Source organism: Streptomyces hygroscopicus, from assembly GCF_026168105.1.
Classification (GTDB): Bacteria; Actinomycetota; Actinomycetes; order Streptomycetales; family Streptomycetaceae; genus Streptomyces; species Streptomyces hygroscopicus_D.
The window spans coordinates 40,014-57,346 of record NZ_LBMW01000006.1 but is presented as its reverse complement, the minus strand read 5'-3'; the positions used below and the strand labels follow the sequence as shown (position 1 = coordinate 57,346).

Sequence of the window (17,333 nt, the reverse complement as noted above, 5' to 3'; positions counted from 1 at the left end):
CGCTCCCATCAGCTTGTACAGACAGCAACAGCGTGGCAACCGTGGGTTGTGCCACGCAAGTGCAGGCCAGAGAATCACTCGATGTGATGACTTGGGACTACCGAGGGCTTTACCCAGGCACTTTCTCCCCGCTATAGCCGCCGTCACACCTCCTTGCCGACGTCCGTCACCGCGCCCGGCGCCCCCGCTGCCGCCCCCGATCCATATGGATGCGGACATGACAGAACCCAGAGCTTTGCGGCCAGTGATCGGGCTCAACGCCGCTCAGAACAGCAGCGCCCAGGAGTCGATCTTCCCCGTGTCGTACGTCGCGTTGTCGCCGACCCTCAGCTTCCAGGTGCCGTTCGCCGTCTTCGTCGAGGCGTTCACGGTGTAGGTCGTGTTGATGTTCTGCGTACCGCCACCGGTTCCGTACGGCTTGAGCAGATACGCCGTACCGTCCGGCGCAATGAGCTGGACCCGGAGGTCGCCGATGTACGTGTGCTGGATGTGCACCTCGACACCGAGAGCCGAGGGCGCCTTGCCGGGGATCCCCGAGACCGTGATCGGCGACTCCACGGTGGAGTTGTCGTTGATCGGGTAGTCCCTGGTGTTCTCGAAGCGCGGCCGGGGCGATGCGCCCCCGATGACGTTGAGCAGCCGGTTGGGCGAGCCGCTTCCCGGGTCGGTGACCACCCCGCCCGACGCCGCGCCCGTCAGCGCGGAGGCCACCTGCGCGGGGTTGGCCGTCGGATGGTCCGCGAGGTAGAGGGCCGCCGCGCCCGTCACGTGCGGGGTGGCCATCGACGTACCGGACAGGGTGGCCGTCGCCGTGTCGCCGGTGTACCACGTGGACCTGATCGAGGAACCCGGCGCGAAGAGGTCGAGCACCGAGCCGTAGTTGGAGTAACCGGCCCGCGCGTCGCCCGATGTGGTGGCGCCGACCGTGATCGCCTCGCCGACCCGGGCGGGCGAGTATCCGGAGGCGTCGTCGTTGCTGTTGCCCGCGGCGACCGCGAAGGTGACTCCGGAGGCGATGGTGTTGCGGACGGCCGTGTCGAGCGCGCTGTCGGCGGTGCCCCCGAGGGACATGTTGGCGACGGAGGGGCCGCTGCGGTGCCGGGCCACCCAGTCGATGCCCGCGATGACCTCGTCGGTGGTCCCGGAACCGGAATTGTCGAGGACGCGGACGGCGACGATCTTCGCCTTCTTGGCGACGCCGTACGAGGATCCGGCGACCGTGCCCGCGACGTGCGTGCCGTGGCCGTTGCCGTCCTGCGCGACGTTGTCGTTGTCGACGGCGTCGTAGCCGTACGAGGCGCGCCCCCCGAAGTCGGTGTGCGTGATGCGTACGCCGGTGTCGATGATGTACGCGGTCACGCCCTGGCCGGCCGAGTCGGGGTAGGTGTACCGGCCGTTGAGCGGCAGGGTCTTCTGGTCGATGCGGTCCAGGCCCCAGGAGGGCGGGTTGGTCTGGGTCGCGTCGATGTGCAGGACGCGGTTCTGGACGAGGGTGGCGACGGCCGGATCGGCGGCGAACCGCTTGGCATCGGCCCGGGCGGCGTGGATCGCGTACCCGTTGAGCGCCTTGACGTAGGTGCGCCCGATGGTCGCGTGGTACTTCGCGACCAGCGCCCGCCCCCGGTCGGAGTCTGCCTCCGCGACGCCCTGCTTGAGGAGGACGATGTAGCTGTCGGCGACCGCGTTCGGCGCGTCAGCGTACTGGATCGGGCCCTCGGGACCCGGCGCCGCCTGAGCGGTGAAGGCGGGAACGAGGCCGACGACCAGGGCCGCCGCACCGATCCCGGCCAGTCGTCGCCGGGCCTGACGGATCACTGCCATCCGGGGGTCCTCCTGATCGGTGGTGCGTTGGCGGCGCCCGGGGCGGTGCGGAGCGCGCGGTGGGCGGCGGAGCCGTGCGATGAGGACGGACACAACACGGATGCCGCGCGGCGATCATGACATATCGTCACCAACCGGACAACTACCCTGCCCGTATGACACCTTTGCCGGACCGTTACTGCCCGGTGGACGGCACGCGCGTGGCCGCGGAGTCGTTCGCCTGGTGCTGCCCCGTCTGCCACGGCCCCCTGGACCTGGACTTCGCCCCGACCCCCGCACCGCTCAAGTCCCTTGCGGGCCGGGTGAACTCACTGTGGCGGTACGCCGAGACGCTGCCGCTGGCGTCTCCCTCGGTCAGCCTCGGCGAGGGCCGCACCCCCCTCGTGGAGCTCAAGGACGGCATCCGGGCCAAGCTCGACTTCCTGATGCCGACGCTGTCCTTCAAGGACCGGGGCGCGGTGCTGCTCGCCGAGCTTGCGCTACGGCTGCGGCCGCGCCAGGTCCTCGCCGACAGCAGCGGCAACGCGGGCACGGCGATCGCCGCGTACTGCGCACGGGCCGCGCTCCCGTGCACGGTGTACGTCCCCGAGGGCGTATCGCCCAAGAAGCTGGAGCAGATCGGCGCGCACGGCGCGCGGGTGCACGTGGTCGGCGGCGACCGTGAGGCGGCGGCGCGGGCGGCGCGCGAGGCGGCGGACGAGCCGGAGGTGTTCTACGCGTCGCACGTCTTCAACCCCTACTTCCTGCACGGCACGAAGACGTACACCCATGAGCTGTGGGAGGACCTCGGCGGCCGGCTCCCGGATGTGCTCGTCCTGCCCGTGGGCAACGGCTCACTGCTGCTCGGCGCCGCCCTCGCCGTCGCCGAGCTGTACGCGGCGGGCCTGATCGACCGGCGTCCGGCCCTGTACGCGGTGCAGGCGGCGGCGGTCGCGCCGCTCGCGCACGCCTGGGAGGAGGGCGCCGGCGACCTGGTCGACATCGCCGCCACGGCCCCCACCTTCGCCGAGGGCATCGCCGTCCCCCGACCGCCCCGGGCCCGCCAGATCCTGCGCGCGGTCCGCGACTCGGGCGGCATGTTCCTGACCGTCACGGAGGACCAGATCCGCCACGCCCAGCTGGACTTGGCGTCCCGGGGTCTGTACGTGGAGACGACCGGAGTGGTGTGCTGGGCCGCCGTACGGGACGGGGTGCTGGGACGACGCAGCGCGGTCGTACCGCTGTGCGGGGCCGGACTCAAGACAGGACTGGCCCATGAGTGAGCCGCTGGGCCGACGGCGGGCCCCGCACGCGCCGTCGCCCAGGGCGCGTTGCGCGGTGGCGGCCCACCTCGGGCCCCTACGGGAACACCGCCCACCTTCGGCCCGTTCTCGGCGGCCTCCCGCACCGGTTCGCGCAGCTGTTGCCGACTAGCCCTTGACGACTCCGAGCGGCACCAGGCGTACGACGAGCCGGGCGAGGCCGGCGCCCTCGGTGGCCCGGGCGACCGCGTCGACGTCCTTGTAGGCGTCGGGCGTCTCCTCGGCGAGCCCGCGCCACGAGGACGGTCTGACGCAGATGCCCCGGGACTCCAGCACGTCACGCAGTTGCTCGCCGCGGATCCGGCGCAGCGCCTGGTGTCGGCTCCAGACCCGGCCCGCGCCATGGGCGGAGGACGAGAACGCGTCGTTCCCGGCGGTGCCGACCATCACGTACGAGGCCGTGCCCATCGTGCCGGGAACCAGCACGGGGTGGCCGTGGCCGCCGAGGCCCTCCGGAAGGTCGGGGTGGCCGGGCGGGAGCGCCAGGGTGGCGCCCTTGCGATGGACGCACAGCCGGTGCGCCACGCCCTCCACCTCGTGGGTCTCGATCTTGGCGGTGTTGTGGGAGACGTCGTACACCAGGTCGAGTTCCGTCTGCGCGGCGACGGCGAACGCATGGCGCGCGGCCTGTGAGAGCAACTGCCGGTTGGCGCGGCCGTAGTTGGCGGCTGCTGCCATCGCCCCGAGGTAGGCGCGGCCCGGGGTGGAGACGACGGGCGCGCAGGCCAGCTGCCGGTCCGGGATGCGGATCCCGAAGGAACGCAGGGACTCGTCCATGACCCGGACGTGGTCGGTGCACACCTGGTGCCCCAGGCCCCGCGAGCCGCAGTGGATCATGACGCACACCTGGCCGGCGTGCAGGCCGAAGGCGGTCGCGGTCTCGGCGTCGTACACCTCGTCCACGGCCTGTACCTCCAGGAAGTGATTGCCCGAGCCCAGGCTGCCCACCTGCTGGAGCCCCCGTTCGACGGCTCGCTGCCCGACCTGCGAGGGATCCGCCCCCGCCAGTGCTCCGTGGTCCTCGCACCGCTCCAGGTCGCGTGGCACGCCGTGCCCGCGCTCGACCGCGTACCCGGCACCGTCCACGAGCAGTTTCTCCATCTCCGCGCGGCCGGACAGCTTCCACAGCCCGCCGCGTCCCATGCCACGCGGGACGGTGTCGCCGAGGATGTCCATCAGCCGCCGCATCCTCGACACCAGCGGCTGCCGGTCGATGCCGGCGGCGAGCAGCCGGACACCGCAGGAGATGTCGAATCCGACACCGCCGGGCGAGATCACCCCGCCGGCGTCGATGTCCGTGGCGGCGACGCCGCCGATCGGGAAGCCGTACCCCCAGTGCACGTCGGGCATGGCGAACGAGGCGCGTACGATGCCGGGCAGCGTCGCCACGTTCACGACCTGTTCCAGCGCCTTGTCCCCGACCGCCTGGGGCAGCAGGTCCCGCGTCGCGAAGACCACTCCCGGCACCCGCATCGCCTCGTCCTGCTCGATGCGGAACCGGAAAGGGCTCTCCGGGACCAGCGTGATGTCCATGTCCGCCACCGTCCCGTCGGTCGTCCGCCGTGGCGGCGCCGGAGCCGTCGGCCGCCGGCGATCCGACGCCGCGGCCGGTCAGGCCGGCTGGAGGAGGATGTCGCGGATGTCGTGCGGGACCTGCTCGAGCGCCGACTCCAGCTGCCCGGGCGAGACGTGCTCGCGTACGGCGGCGGTGACCGCGGCAGCGATCCGGGGAACGTCCTCGACGGGGACCTTTCCCTCCTGCGAGAAGCGGTTCACGTAGCCCTCGCGGTCGAACTTGATCGGTACGTGGCTGGGGTCCCAGCCGTCGTAGTAGGCGCCGCGCATCAGCTCGGGGAGCTGAGCGGCGAAGTGGGCGGCCACATCGACGGTGAGCCGGTCCCGGAGCGTGTGCATCCAGGTGCGCAGGAGCCGGTGGGCCAGGTGGCGATCCTCGGTCCCCAGGCTCTCGGACACCGATTTGAGCCAGATGTTCGCCGTATGGATGGTGTGTTCGAAGTCGGGCGGATGTGTGACGGACATGAATCTCCCCTTCCGGTCTGTCCTTGGCGCGGTCCGTGACGTCGATGGCCGCACGGAACGCCGCGCTTCGGCGGGTGCGGTGTGCGACACCGCGGACGATCCGGTGATTCAGAAGTCGACAGGAATGCGGGCAGCGCCTGAATCGGCAGCCCGCGGCGGGTGGCGCGCCGCGAAGGGCGTCGCACGCGGTGCGTTCTCGTCGTTCCTGCCCTAAGCGTCCATGGTATTGCGCTGGGTGGTCTCGGGCTTCGTCAGACGTCGAGGGTCACGGAACAGGTCCAGCCCTGCGGGCCCCGGCCGAAATACAGCTCATGGAGGGTGACGGCCTTGGGGGCGGCGCCGGTCACGGGGAGCGAGCCTGCGTCGGTCATGCGCAGTTCGGCGCGCAGACCGCCCGCGACCGGGGTCAGCTCCACGCCGACCGGGACCTCTCCCTCGGTGTCGAGCCGGTAGACGACCTCTTCCAGCAGGGCCACCAGCAGGTCCTCGTCCCGCTCGGCCCGCAGCACCACGTCCCGGCTCCGGGCGGCCGCCGCTCCGGTCAGGTCCAGGAACGACTCGCAGACACCCCGCACGGCCTGCGCCAGGCATTCCTCACGCGTCTCGCCCCAGGCCTCCACCCGCAGGTCCGCGGTGTGCGGAACACCGCGGTGCCCGCCGCGCGGGCCGGAACTCTCCCGCCGCATCTACGGGTGCTGCCCCGGATGCTCGTGATGCGGAACGGTGGCGCCGCCACCGGCCCGGACGGCTTCCACCACCTCCTGGTGCAGATGCCGGCTCTCCTGCTCGGAAGGGCACGGCACCGGGCTTCCGGTGAGGGTGAACCACTGGGAGGCACCGCTGTACTGGACCGACACATCGGCCTGGCCGCCGTGCCAGGTGGTGTGCACGGTCAGGTCACCGGTGAGGATCCCGGCCTCGTCGGTGCGGGCGCCTCCGCGACCGGCGAACACTCCCTTCGTCGTCCAAGATGCCCACTCCATGACCGTCAGCCTTTCTTCCGAACGCGGGCGCCCCTCCCGACCACGCCACGATGCCTGCTACTCGGTATGGTCCGCCCGCGCGCCGCGGACGACAACGCGGACCTCGTGCGCGGTGCGGCGTCGAGGGGCCCCCGGCGGCGGCCTCCGGCGTCCCGTACCGACGCGTCCCCGATCGACCCCCGAGCGGCTCCGGACATCGGCGTCACGGGGGGTGGAGCGTTCCCTGCCGGTACCGCGGGCACGCCCGGGCAGCCACTCGGACGGCGGTCGGCCACCCGGCAGCCCGGTGGTGTTGCGTAGCTGCTGGGCCGGAGTTCAAATCAGGCGTGAGGCTCTTCGACCGTGCCGCGTCCGCCGACCGCTCCGCATCCGGCGCAGTGGTCCGCTCGAAAGGGCTCAAGAGCGGCGCCCTGGGTGAGTTCTCCTCAGTGGTCATCGGCCTGGCCTCCACCGCACCGGCATACAGCCTCGCCGCCACGCTGGGCTTCATCGTGACGGCGGTCGGGCTGCAGGCCCCGATCGTCACCGTCCTGGCCTTCATCCCGATGCTGTTGATCGCGTATGCCTACCGGGAGCTCAACGCGAGCGACGCCGACTGCGGGACCACGTTCACCTGGGCCACCCGCGCCTTCGGACCGCATGTCGGCTGGATGGGCGGCTGGGGCATCATCGTCGCCGACATCCTGGTCATGACGAACCTCTCCGAAATCGCCGGTATCTACACCTTCCGGTTGCTGGGCTACGACGCACTGGCGGGGAACCGGCTGTGGACCACCGTCGTGGGCATCGTCTGGATCGCCGTGATGACCACGATCTGCTACGTCGGCATCGAGCTCTCGGCCGCTGTCCAGCGCTGGATGCTGTGCGTGGAGGTGGGGGTGCTGCTCCTGTTCGCCGTCACCGCGCTGGTCAGGGTCTACACCAGCCCTCCCCCGACGGCGATGCACGTCTCCGTCTCCTGGTTCGACCCGTTCCAGATCCCCTCGGCAGCGGCACTGACCTCGGGGCTCCTCACGGCGGTCTTCATCTACTGGGGCTGGGACACCGCCGTCACGATCAACGAGGAGACCATCGACAGCACCCGTATTCCCGGGCGTGCCGCGATCATCTCCACCGTGCTGCTCCTGATCACGTACACGACGGTGTCCACGTCGGCGCAGGCGTTCGCCGGAGTCGGCCCCTCGGGTATCGGGCTGGGCAACGCCCGGAACTCGGACGATGTGCTCTCGGCACTGGGCGACGCCGTCTTCGGCGGCCACGGCGCGGGGCTGTTCCTGTCCAGACTGCTGGTCCTGATGGTGCTGACCTCTGCGCTGGCCTCCACCCAGACCACCATCCTGCCCCTGGCCCGGACCGTCTTCTCGATGGCGGTCCACAAGGCCGTCCCCACCCGCTTCGCCCGGGTCCATCGCAAGTTCCTCACCCCGACCTGGTCGACGGTCGGCGTGGGGGCGGGCTCGATCGCCTTCCTGGTCCTGCTGACCACGTTCAGCCGGGACGTCCTGGCCGACTCGATCCACTCGGTCGGCATCGCGATCACGTTCTACTACGGGCTGACCGGCTTCGCCTGCGTCTGGTACCACCGCAGTGTCCTCACCCGCAGCACGAGGGATCTCGTCTTCAAGGGCGTGCTGCCGGGGCTGGGCGGGCTGATGATGCTCTTCCTGTTCCTCTATGCCGCCTTCGACGTCTACGCGGACCGCCGGTACGGCACGACCACCGTCAACCTGCCGCTGATCGGACCGGTGGGCGGGGTCACGGTCGTGGGCCTCGGCAGCCTGCTGCTCGGCTTCCTGCTGATGCTGGTGGTCACACGGGAGCACACGGCAGCCCTCAAACTCCAGCGCAGCCTGCTTCCGCAGCGCCTGTCTCCGCAGACCGCCGTCGAGTCGGTGAGCCGCTACATGCCCGCCGACAGCGGGTCCGGCGTGGGGGGCGACTGGTTCGACGTCATCCCGCTGTCGGGCACCCGGGTCGGCCTGGTCGTCGGGGACGTCGTCGGTCACGGCCTGCAGGCCGCCGCCACCATGGGGCGTCTGCGCACGGGCGTGGCGGTCCTGGCCCGCCTCGACCTGGCACCCGACGAGGTCCTCACCCGGCTGGACGACCTGGCCGAGCAGGCCGTGCACGAGCGCGGAGCGGAGCACGTCCCGGGCCGCAGGAGGCGGCAGACCGGCACCAGGGGGGTGTCCTGCCTGTACGCGGTGTACGACCCCGTCTCGGGGCGGTGCACCGTGGCGTGTGCGGGAGAGTCACCGCTGGCGATCGTCGACGCGCGCACGGGGATGGTCAGCTTTCCGGAGCTGCCGCCCGGCACTCCGCTGGGAGTCGGCGGCCCGCCCTACGAGAGCACCGAGCTCCAGCTCGCGCCGGGCAGTCTCGTCGCCCTCTTCACCGGCGGCCTGATCCAGTCGGTCGAGACCCCCGAGGCCGCTCTCGGCCTGCTCGCCCAGGCGCTCGCCGATCACCGGCTGCCCCTGGAGGAGCTGTGCGACCGGGTGGTCTACGGACTGCTGCCCGGGCCGGTGGACGAGGACGCGACGCTGCTCCTGGCACGGACCCGCATGCTCGAGCGGAACCAGTTCGCCGAGTGGGACGTGGAGGCGGACCCGGCGGCGGTCGCCTGCATCCGCACCACCACCTGCAAGCAGCTCCACCATTGGGGACTGGATGACCTGGCGTTCACCACCGAACTCATCGTCAGCGAGCTGGTCACCAACGCCATCCGCTACGGCGGCGGCCCGATCCAGGTGCGCGTGATCCGCGACCGGACCCTGATCTGCGAGGTCTCCGACGGCGGACGCAGCTCCCCCAACCTGCACCACGCGGCCAGCGACGACGAAGGGGGCCGCGGACTGTACATCATCGCCCAGATGACCCACCGCTGGGGGACGCGCTACACACCGACCGGCAAGACCATCTGGGCCGAACAGGAGCTGCCGAAGGCGGACGACGGGTAGGACGGCCTCGTACCGCGCCGCCCGCGCCCGCCGTCACTTCCCCGGCCGTGTCAGCAGCAGCTCGGTGTTGTGGTCGCCGGAGGAACCGATCCTGGCCGCCGGGGTGGCGTAGGGGTCGTTGTAGGACAGCTCACGGTAGAGGGCCGCGAGGCCCGGGTCGGAGGTGTCGGTGAAGTCGGTGGCGTAGGGAGCCGCGGATTCAATGAGCGTGGTGAAGACGGAGAGGGTGCCGTCGCCGTTGTCGGCGATCTCGATGATCCGGGCGTGCTGCGGGTAGTCGATGTGGGAAGCGGTGTTGATCTCCCAGAAGGCGCGCTCGGGGACGGCGTGCCCGTGGGCGATGATCTGGTTCCGGTGCGTGTGGCCGTTCACCCAGGCCACGACGTTGGGGTAGCGCTGGAGCAGCGCGACGAGCGCATTGCCGTCGTGCCGTGCCTCGAAGGGGCGGTACGGGTCGGGCAGCAGGTTGCCCATCGTCGCACTGGTGTGGTGGCTGAAGACGACGACCAGGCTGTCGTCACCGCTGCCGCGTACGACGTTCCCGTCGTTGTCGTACCAGTGGCCGCTGTGCGCCCTGAGGACGGACTCCAGCCAGTCGAGCTGTGCGGTCCCGAGGGAACCGTCCGCGAATCCGGCCCGGTTGGTGGTGTCGAGGCTGATGCCCAGGACTCCTTCGGCGAGCGGGACGGCGTAGTACAGGTGGCCGCTGGAGACCGAGTCCGCGGTGTAGCCGTGGCCGACCGGGCCCGGGCCGGTGTACGCCGGGTTCAGATGCGCCTTCGCGTACTCGGCGGGGGTGAAGGGCCGGCGTCGCGCGTCGGGGGTGATCCGGCGTACCGCGCCGCCCGTGGTCAGCAGCTGGGTGAGGATGGCGACTGCCGCGGCCGGGTCGTGCTGCACCGCGTCGGCCAGCTTCGCCGCGGTGGCGTCGTCGGAGCCTTCGAGCTTGCGGTCGCCGGTGTACAGATCGCCCAGGAGCCCGAGGTCGGGAAGGGAGCCCTCGATGCTGTCGTCGTGGTTGCCGACCGTGCTGTACCAAGGGACGGTAAGCCCGGGTGCGGTGAACGCACGACCCGCGCCGGCCAGGAAACCGGGTATCTGCGGGAAACCCTTGGCCTTGTAGTCGTCCTGCAAGGACGACTCGGGGTTCCAGTACAGCCCGCTGCCGGAGTTCTGCACGCCCTCGTAGCGCGAGGGATCCCCGCTGCCGGGGGTGATGCGGCCGCCGCTCATCACGGTCAGGTACCAGTCGAGTTCGACGAGTTCGTGGTTGTCGGTGTTGTCCCCGGTGGCCATCACCGAGCCGAACGGGAGCCCGGTGTACGGGCCCGAGCGCAGTGCGTTGACCCGTTCGACCAACGCGGAGGCGCCCCGGGCCGTCAGCGTCTCGTGCGGGCGGTGCGCGCTGTCTAGATACCGGGCCAGGTACTCGAACCGAAGCGGCGACTCTGCGTCGACCAGATGCAGGTCGGTGAACTGCACGAAGGCGGCCAGCCCGACGCGGCGGTCGTCCCGTCCCGCGCCCGCGGCCGCCAGGTCTCCGCGGACCGCCAGCGGCCAACCGGGGCCCGAGGCCAGCCGCTTGTACGGGCCGCTGCCGGTGGGCGCCGCAACCTGTTCGAGGGTGGTCCCCCCGATGCGTACGGCCCGTGCCGCCGTGAGGGCCATGGCCCGGTCGTGCGCCTCCGCCGACCACAACGCCGCGCCCGCGGCTGCTGCGGACATTCTGGACATGAACTGACGGCGACTCATCCCGCGCATGGCTACCCCTTCGGACGGCGGCACTTGGAACGTGAGTACGAGCGCCGGGCGCACCGTCTCGGCGCAACAGATTACTGACGGGTAGTCACACGTCCAGGGTCCTGGGGGAAACTTGAGGCAAACAGAGGAATGCGGACCGGCCTGCGCTTCGCCTTCCGCCACGGGGCGCGGGGCGCGCTCCACGGCGGCCCGCCGATGCGTCCGCGAGTCGCGCACCGGTGACCGGCAAGTCGGTAATTTCAGTGAATCCGGCTAGTCGCGAGGGGATCGGCGACGCCGATCGAGCAATCTTGACCTGATGTTTATCTAAACGTCATAGGGTTCCCTCCGCGTCCCGCCCCTGGAGGTGTGGCGCGAAGGGTGTTGTCGTGAGAGGGAATGGACGCGTGCGGCGAGCGGCGAAGATCGCGATGGTCGGTGATGCAGTCTCGATGGCTGTTGCGGGGGTGGCGTTCGCTCGCCGCTCCCCGGGACGGCGCGGGGCAGCCGACCGCTCCGCGGTGGTCACGCGTTCGGGTGTCACGGGGCTCACACTCCCGACCTCTTCGAAGGGTGGTTTACACCACGCATCGTTGACGCTCACCGTCACTAGGCCGGCCGGCTTCCAGGTCCCGTTCTCCGCACGTACGCGACGGGACCACGGCGGGCAGAATGCGACGTGGGCCGCCCGGTGACCGGCCCGGACACCGAAGCCGACCACGCCGGACCCCGGGCTTGATCCCTCCGTGCACCGTGGCCGGGCCCCAGGGCCGGCCGGGTGCGGAGCCCGGTGGTCCGCGCCGTTTTGCGCCTACGGTTCCTGCGACCGGCTTCGGCGCGGGACGAACGAGACCCGACAGCGACCCAGAGAGTGACCTTGACGACCAACAACGATGAGTGGGCTCTGCGTTCTGCGGGCCGGCTCCGGACTGCTCCCTCGCGGGTACCGATGGTCGTTGCGCGGCTTCGGCCGTCCGCAGCCGTATGGCTGTCCGTGCTGGGCGTCGCCCTGTTCGGACTGGTCGGCGCGAGCGCGCCCAACCACAACACGCTCAGGGCACCGATCCCCTGGCTGCGACTGCCCGCCATGTCGGGCACCGTCTCCCAGGCAGTCACCTCCGCGGCCATCGTGCTGTCGTGTCTGGGAACGCTCCTCATGCTCAACGCCTACCGGCGGGGCTGGAGTCCCGACTCACGGCTGCTGTCCAGCGCCGGCACGCTCGCCGTGCTCGTCGTCGCCAACCTCACTCCGGTCGGCTCCTCCGACACGGCCAGTTACGCCGCGTACGGCCGTATCGCCGCACTCGGCGGTGATCCGTATGTGACGACACCCGCCCAACTGGGAGGCGCCTACGCCCATATGGTGAGCGAGGGGTGGCGGAACACCCCGTCCGTGTACGGGCCGATCGCGACGTGGTTCCAGGCCGCTGCCGCGTTCGTCGGCGGCGACCGGCCGTGGCTGACGATATGGGCGCTGATGCTCGCGAACGCGGCCGTGTTCCTGGGCACCGGTTACCTGCTGATGCGCACCGCCGACGATCCGGTCCGGGCCGGCCTGCTGTGGACCGCCAACCCACTCCTGATCGGCGTCCTGGTCGCGGGCGGGCATCTGGACACCATCGTCGCCTGCCTGGCCGTCTGCGCGGTCCACTTCGTCCGCCGGGCCACCCGATGGCATCACGACATGATCGTCGGTGCGCTGGTCGGCCTGGCCTGCGGTACCAAGATCAGTGCCGCCCTGCTGTGCGTGGGACTGGCCTGGCCGTTGCTGCGTTCCGGTGCCTGGCGGCAGGCAGTCCGAGTGACCTGCGCGGCCATGCTGACGCTGGCCCTCCTCTATGCGGTTTACGGCCTGCACGCCCTCGCCCCGCTCTCCGCGGCCTCACATCTGGTCTCCAAACCCTCGCTGTGGGCCTGGTTCGACCAATTCGGTACGGCGTTCCTGGGCACTCGTGCGACCGCGGCCATCACCAGTGTCCTGTGGCCCGTCCTGATGCTCGCGCTGGCTTGGGTACTCCGCCGCCGCGTCCCCGCGGACACCCCCGCCCTCGTCGCCGTACCGTTCGCGCTGACCTTCGCCTGGATCCTCACGGCGCCGTGGGCGATGCCCTGGTACACGGCTCTCGCCTGGGCACTGGCGGCCTTGTACCGCCAAGGCCGCCTCACCCGGTACCTCGTCGTGACCACCGCCGTCCTGGCCATGTCCCACAACAGCGGCGGTCACGGCTGGACATTGTGAGAGACCGTACGGCGCCGCCCGAGCGGACGGCCCTCTGCCCGGTCCGGAACGCGAGCCCTTGACAGTACGAGGCGGAGACGCCAACGTTCCCGGAAGTACGGACTGTTGACCACGCTGTCATCTCTTGCCCGCTCCGCTCCGTACCACCCCTCGCACCGCCGCCAAGGCTTGCAGCCGCGCAGGGCCCAGCGTGCGGGACATGAGACAACGTTGTCACGCGCCGTGCGGAGTTCCCTCGTTCAGGCCGATCGGCCTGCCCGTCAAAGGGAAGGGACATAGGATGGCAAGACTGACAAGTCTCAGAAGACGGTACAGATTCGGCTCGTTCCGGCTCCAAGCCCGCCCGCACCTCCGCCCGTTGTCCATCCTGGCCGCCTGTGCTCTGGTGGCGGCCGCCGCCTCCGGCCCGGCCGTCGCCGCAACCGACGCGCTCGCGCTGGTCACCGACCCCGCCTCACTCGTCAACCCGTTCATCGGGACGTCGAAGTCCGCCGACGACTTCCCCGGGGCCGACGCGCCGTTCGGGATGGTCCAGTGGAGTCCCGACACACCGCACCGGCCGTACGGTGGCGGATACGAGTACGGCGACTCCTCCATCACGGGGTTCAGCCTGACCCACATCGCGGGGCCGGGCTGCCGCGCCGCCGGTGACATCCCGGTTCTGCCGACCCTCGGTGCGGTGGACACCGGCGCCACGGACGGCTTCTCGCACGCGAACGAGTCCGCCTCCCCCGGCTCGTACAGCGTGTCGATGGACAACGGTGTCAAGGCGGAGTTGACCGCAACCACCCGCAGCGGCATGGCGCGCTTCACCTTCCCGTCCACCAGCCAGGCGAATCTGCTCTTCAAGCTGACGGGCAGCCAGGGGGGCGACTCCGGCACGCAGTTCACCGTGGTGAACGACACCGAGGTGAGGGGCCAGGTCACCAGCGGCAACTTCTGCGGAGCCGGCAACTCCTACACCGTCCACTTCGACATGGTCTTCGACCGGCCTTTCAGCCACAGCGGTACGGCGGCGGCCACCGGCGCACAGCCCTCGCCCCGCACCGGTGTCTCGCCCGATACCCCCGAGGCGCCGAACAAGCCGGTGCTGCACGGCGCCGTTCCCCGGACCGCGCGCACCTTCACCCCACAGGCGAGCGGTTCCGACGGATACGTCACCTTCGACACCACCGGAAACCGGGTCGTGCAGGCCAAGGTCGGTGTCTCGTACGTGTCGGTCGCCGACGCGGTGGGCAACCGTACGGCGGAGAACTCCGGCTGGAACTTCGAGGGCGTGCGAAGCTCGGCGCGGAGCGCGTGGAACTCCCTGCTCGGCAGGGTGCGGATCGCGGGCGGGACGCCCGCCCGGCAGACCGTCTTCTACACGGCGCTCTACCACACGCTGCTGCATCCGAACGTGATCAGTGACAGCAACGGCCAGTACCCCGGCTTCGACGGCAGGACGCACACCGTCGACGCGGGCCACGGCGCCGCCTACGCCAACTACTCGGGCTGGGACACCTACCGCTCACAGGCCCAGCTCGAAGCCCTCGTCGCCCCGCAGGTCGCCTCCGACACCGCGCAGTCGATGGTCGACGACTACCAGCAGACCGGACGGCTCCCCAAGTGGTCGGAGAACAACGGCGAGACCTACGTCATGGTCGGCGACCCGGCGGACCAGATCATCGCCGACTTCTACGCGTTCGGCGCCAGGGGCTTCGACACCGCCACCGCGCTCAAGGGCATGGTCACGGAGGCCACCGAACCGAACAACAACCGGCCCGGGCTCGACTATCTGGAGCAGCTGGGCTGGCTGCCCAGCAACGGCCGTTACGGCTGCTGCGATTATTACGGCGCGGCCTCCACCACGCTCGAGTACGCCTCGGCCGACTTCGCCGTCTCCGCCCTCGCCGGCGCCCTGGGTGACACCGCCGATCAGCGCCGGCTCGTCAACCGGGCGCAGAACTGGCGGAACCTCTTCAACTTCGGCAGCGGTTTCATCCAGCCGCGCGACGCCTCGGGCGCGTGGACTTCGGGATTCTCGCCGACCTCGGGCAGGAACTTCGTCGAGGGGGACTCCTGGCAGTACACGCCCATGGTGCCCTTCAACCTGCACGGACTGGCGACCGCCATGGGCGGCGACTCGGTCATGGCCAGGTATCTCGACACGGACCTGTCCTCGCTGACCGGTGGCAGCGGCTACACCAACCTCGGCAACGAGCCCAGCCTCAACATCCCCTGGGAGTACGACTACGTCGGCCGCCCGTACCAGACGCAGAAAGTCGTCCGCCAGGTCCAGGACCAGATCTGGACCGACAGCCCGTCCGGGCTGGCGGGCAACGACGACCTGGGCGAGATGAGCTCGTGGTACGTGTGGTCCGCCCTCGGCATGTATCCGGAGACCCCCGGCACCGCCGATCTGGCGCTGGGCAGCCCGCTCTTCGCCCAAGCGGTGATCACCCTCCCCTCCGGCCACACCCTCACGATCAACGGCACCAACGCCGCGGACGACGCTCCGTACGTACAGTCGGCCACCTGGAACGGCTCGGTGTGGGACAAGGCGCACGCGCCGGCCGGCGCCATCACCGACGGCGGCACGCTCTCCTACGTACTCGGCACCTCCCCCAATACTTCCTGGGCGTCGGCCGCCTCCGCCGCGCCGCCCTCGTACCCCGGTTCGCCCACCTACACCGATGTCGGGACGTCCAGCGACTCCGCCGCCTCCTCGGCCGACTTCGACGGCGCGGGCCACAGCTACTCCGCGAACGCCCTGTCCGCCGCGGGAGTCACACCCGGATCGAAGATCACCGCCCAGGGCGTCGCATTCACCTGGCCGGACGCCGCGGCCACCACGCCGGACAACTACGAGGCGAACGGACAGACCGTCCGGGCGTCCGGCTCCGGCGCCATCTCCTTCCTGGGCGCCGCCAACAACGGCCCGTCCACCGGCACCGCGATCGTCACCTACACGGACGGCACGACCCAGTCGGTCACCGTCCGCTTCTCCGACTGGACACTGAACGGCGGCGCTTCCTCGCCGGTCCCCGACAACACCGTCGCGGTGACCACCGCCTACCGCAACCACGCCGGCTCCTCGTCCGACGACGTCAAGACGTACGTGTTCGCCACGGCTCCGGTGGCACTGGCCGCCGGCAGGACGGTCGCCACCGTGCGGCTGCCGTCCGACGTCGGCACCGGAGGACTGCATGTCTTCGCGATCGGCTTCGGCACCGGCGCCGCCACGGGACCCGCCACCGGGCCGATCGTGTCCGGCGTCCGGGCCGGCCTGTGCGTCGACGACCGCAACAGCGCGAAGACCGACGGCAACCCGGTCCAGATCTACGCCTGCAACGGCACCGGTGCCCAGCAGTGGACGGTGGAGCCGAACGGCACCCTTCAGGTGCTCGGCGGCTGTCTGGACGTCACCGACTCCGGTACGGCCGACCGCACTCCGGTCCAGTGGTACGAGTGCAACGGCACCCGCGCCCAGCAATGGCACGTCGGTGCCCGCAACTCCCTCGCCAACCCGCCGTCCGGCAAGTGCCTGGACGACCCGGGCTCGGCCACCGCCTGGGGCACCCAACTCCAGCTGTACACATGCAATGGCACCAGCGCCCAGAGCTGGGCGCTTCCGTAACGGGTCCCGGCCGGTTCGGACGAGATCCGGCCGGGCTTCCACGCCACCGCCCTCACCCCCAGCGGGCCGCCGCGGCGGCAACCGCGGCGTTCCCGGCGTCTATCCTGGACCCGAAGCTTCGGCGCAGACATACCCGGCGCCGAAGCCATGGAGCGGTCGCGGCACGCACGGGCCGCACGGGGGAAGGGGTGCTGGTGGACTGGTTCTGGTGGATGCTCATCGTCTTCTGGACGGGTGGCTTCGCCTGGCTTGCCGACACCGTCCGCACCGCGCTGCGCAACCGGCACGAGCGGAAGCTGGAACTGGCGGAGGCGGCGGCACAGGACCGCTTGGCCGTCGAAGCGGCGCGCAAGCCGCCCGAGCCGGTGTGCGGGTGTACCCACCACCTGGCCAAGCATGACAAGAACGGCCGCTGTCACGAGCGCGTAGAGGTCCCGACGGCCTGGGACGAGCACAAGAAGCCACTGCGTTACGAGCCCGGGCAGTGCAATTGCCAGCAGTACGTGGGGCCTCAGCCGCTGTCGCAGGTGTTCGCGGAGGATCTGACGGACCGGATCTGAGCGGTACGTCTGCCCACGATTGGGTGGCCGTGTGGTTTCCGGTCAGTAACATGACTGGCTCCGAGGCAAC

At 70.5% G+C, this 17,333-nt stretch carries 11 protein-coding genes; 5 read left to right on the top strand and 6 right to left on the bottom strand.

The genetic code is table 11. The features are described 5' to 3' along the window. Positions 1–264: 264 nt before the first annotated feature. On the bottom strand, positions 265–1,821 hold the full coding sequence (locus AAW14_RS08600) for a S8 family peptidase (RefSeq protein ID WP_265561584.1): 1,557 nt from the start codon (positions 1,819–1,821) through the stop codon (positions 265–267). A 155-nt stretch (positions 1,822–1,976) separates the two neighbouring features. Here AAW14_RS08600 and AAW14_RS08595 point away from each other — a divergent pair, with 155 nt between their 5' ends. Beyond that, positions 1,977–3,083 carry a pyridoxal-phosphate dependent enzyme gene (locus AAW14_RS08595; RefSeq protein WP_265561582.1) on the top strand — a complete coding sequence of 369 codons (1,107 nt, stop codon included), beginning with the start codon at positions 1,977–1,979 and terminating at the stop codon, positions 3,081–3,083. Between the two features lie 147 nt (positions 3,084–3,230). Here the strand turns inward: AAW14_RS08595 and AAW14_RS08590 are convergent, their stop codons facing one another. From AAW14_RS08590 to AAW14_RS08575, 4 genes are all read right to left on the bottom strand, one after another. Further along, positions 3,231–4,655, bottom strand: coding sequence for an RtcB family protein (locus AAW14_RS08590; RefSeq protein WP_322741025.1), 1,425 nt, complete (start codon positions 4,653–4,655; stop codon positions 3,231–3,233). 78 nt (positions 4,656–4,733) lie between these two features. Then, positions 4,734–5,162, bottom strand: a complete 429-nt coding sequence (locus tag AAW14_RS08585; RefSeq protein WP_265561580.1) for a DUF2267 domain-containing protein — start codon at positions 5,160–5,162, stop codon at positions 4,734–4,736. Positions 5,163–5,413: 251 nt separating this feature from the next. Next, positions 5,414–5,848, bottom strand: coding sequence for an archease (locus tag AAW14_RS08580; protein WP_265561578.1), 435 nt, complete (start codon positions 5,846–5,848; stop codon positions 5,414–5,416). After that, positions 5,849–6,145, bottom strand: a complete 297-nt coding sequence (locus AAW14_RS08575; protein ID WP_265561576.1) for a hypothetical protein — start codon at positions 6,143–6,145, stop codon at positions 5,849–5,851. Between the two features lie 326 nt (positions 6,146–6,471). On the opposite strand from AAW14_RS08575, the gene AAW14_RS08570 reads away from it, so the two are divergent. After that, positions 6,472–9,105, top strand: a complete 2,634-nt coding sequence (locus AAW14_RS08570) for an amino acid permease (protein WP_265561573.1) — start codon at positions 6,472–6,474, stop codon at positions 9,103–9,105. 33 nt (positions 9,106–9,138) lie between these two features. Here AAW14_RS08570 and AAW14_RS08565 read toward each other — a convergent pair whose 3' ends face one another. Further along, positions 9,139–10,866, bottom strand: a complete 1,728-nt coding sequence (locus AAW14_RS08565; RefSeq protein WP_416223275.1) for a TIGR03767 family metallophosphoesterase — start codon at positions 10,864–10,866, stop codon at positions 9,139–9,141. A gap of 928 nt (positions 10,867–11,794) precedes the next feature. Here AAW14_RS08565 and AAW14_RS08560 point away from each other — a divergent pair. The 3 genes from AAW14_RS08560 (at position 11,795) to AAW14_RS08550 (ending at position 17,263) form a co-directional block, all read left to right on the top strand. Beyond that, positions 11,795–13,084: a hypothetical protein gene (locus AAW14_RS08560; RefSeq protein ID WP_265561568.1), complete on the top strand. Its 1,290-nt coding sequence runs from the start codon at positions 11,795–11,797 to the stop codon at positions 13,082–13,084. A gap of 358 nt (positions 13,085–13,442) precedes the next feature. After that, positions 13,443–16,703, top strand: coding sequence for a lectin (locus AAW14_RS08555; RefSeq protein WP_265561566.1), 3,261 nt, complete (start codon positions 13,443–13,445; stop codon positions 16,701–16,703). A 194-nt stretch (positions 16,704–16,897) separates the two neighbouring features. Further along, entirely contained in the window at positions 16,898–17,263 is a 366-nt protein-coding gene (locus AAW14_RS08550) for a hypothetical protein (RefSeq protein WP_265561564.1), read from the top strand. Positions 17,264–17,333 lie beyond the last annotated feature (70 nt).

Bases quoted from the DNA above. Each gene is read 5' to 3' on its own strand.
- AAW14_RS08600 (WP_265561584.1), bottom strand. From the start codon at position 1,821: ATGGCAGTGATCCGTCAGGCCCGGCGACGACTGGCCGGGATCGGTGCG.
- AAW14_RS08595 (WP_265561582.1), top strand. From the start codon at position 1,977: ATGACACCTTTGCCGGACCGTTACTGCCCGGTGGACGGCACGCGCGTG.
- AAW14_RS08590 (WP_322741025.1), bottom strand. From the start codon at position 4,655: ATGGACATCACGCTGGTCCCGGAGAGCCCTTTCCGGTTCCGCATCGAG.
- AAW14_RS08585 (WP_265561580.1), bottom strand. From the start codon at position 5,162: ATGTCCGTCACACATCCGCCCGACTTCGAACACACCATCCATACGGCG.
- AAW14_RS08580 (WP_265561578.1), bottom strand. From the start codon at position 5,848: ATGCGGCGGGAGAGTTCCGGCCCGCGCGGCGGGCACCGCGGTGTTCCG.
- AAW14_RS08575 (WP_265561576.1), bottom strand. From the start codon at position 6,145: ATGGAGTGGGCATCTTGGACGACGAAGGGAGTGTTCGCCGGTCGCGGA.
- AAW14_RS08565 (WP_416223275.1), bottom strand. From the start codon at position 10,866: ATGCGCGGGATGAGTCGCCGTCAGTTCATGTCCAGAATGTCCGCAGCA.
- AAW14_RS08560 (WP_265561568.1), top strand. From the start codon at position 11,795: ATGGTCGTTGCGCGGCTTCGGCCGTCCGCAGCCGTATGGCTGTCCGTG.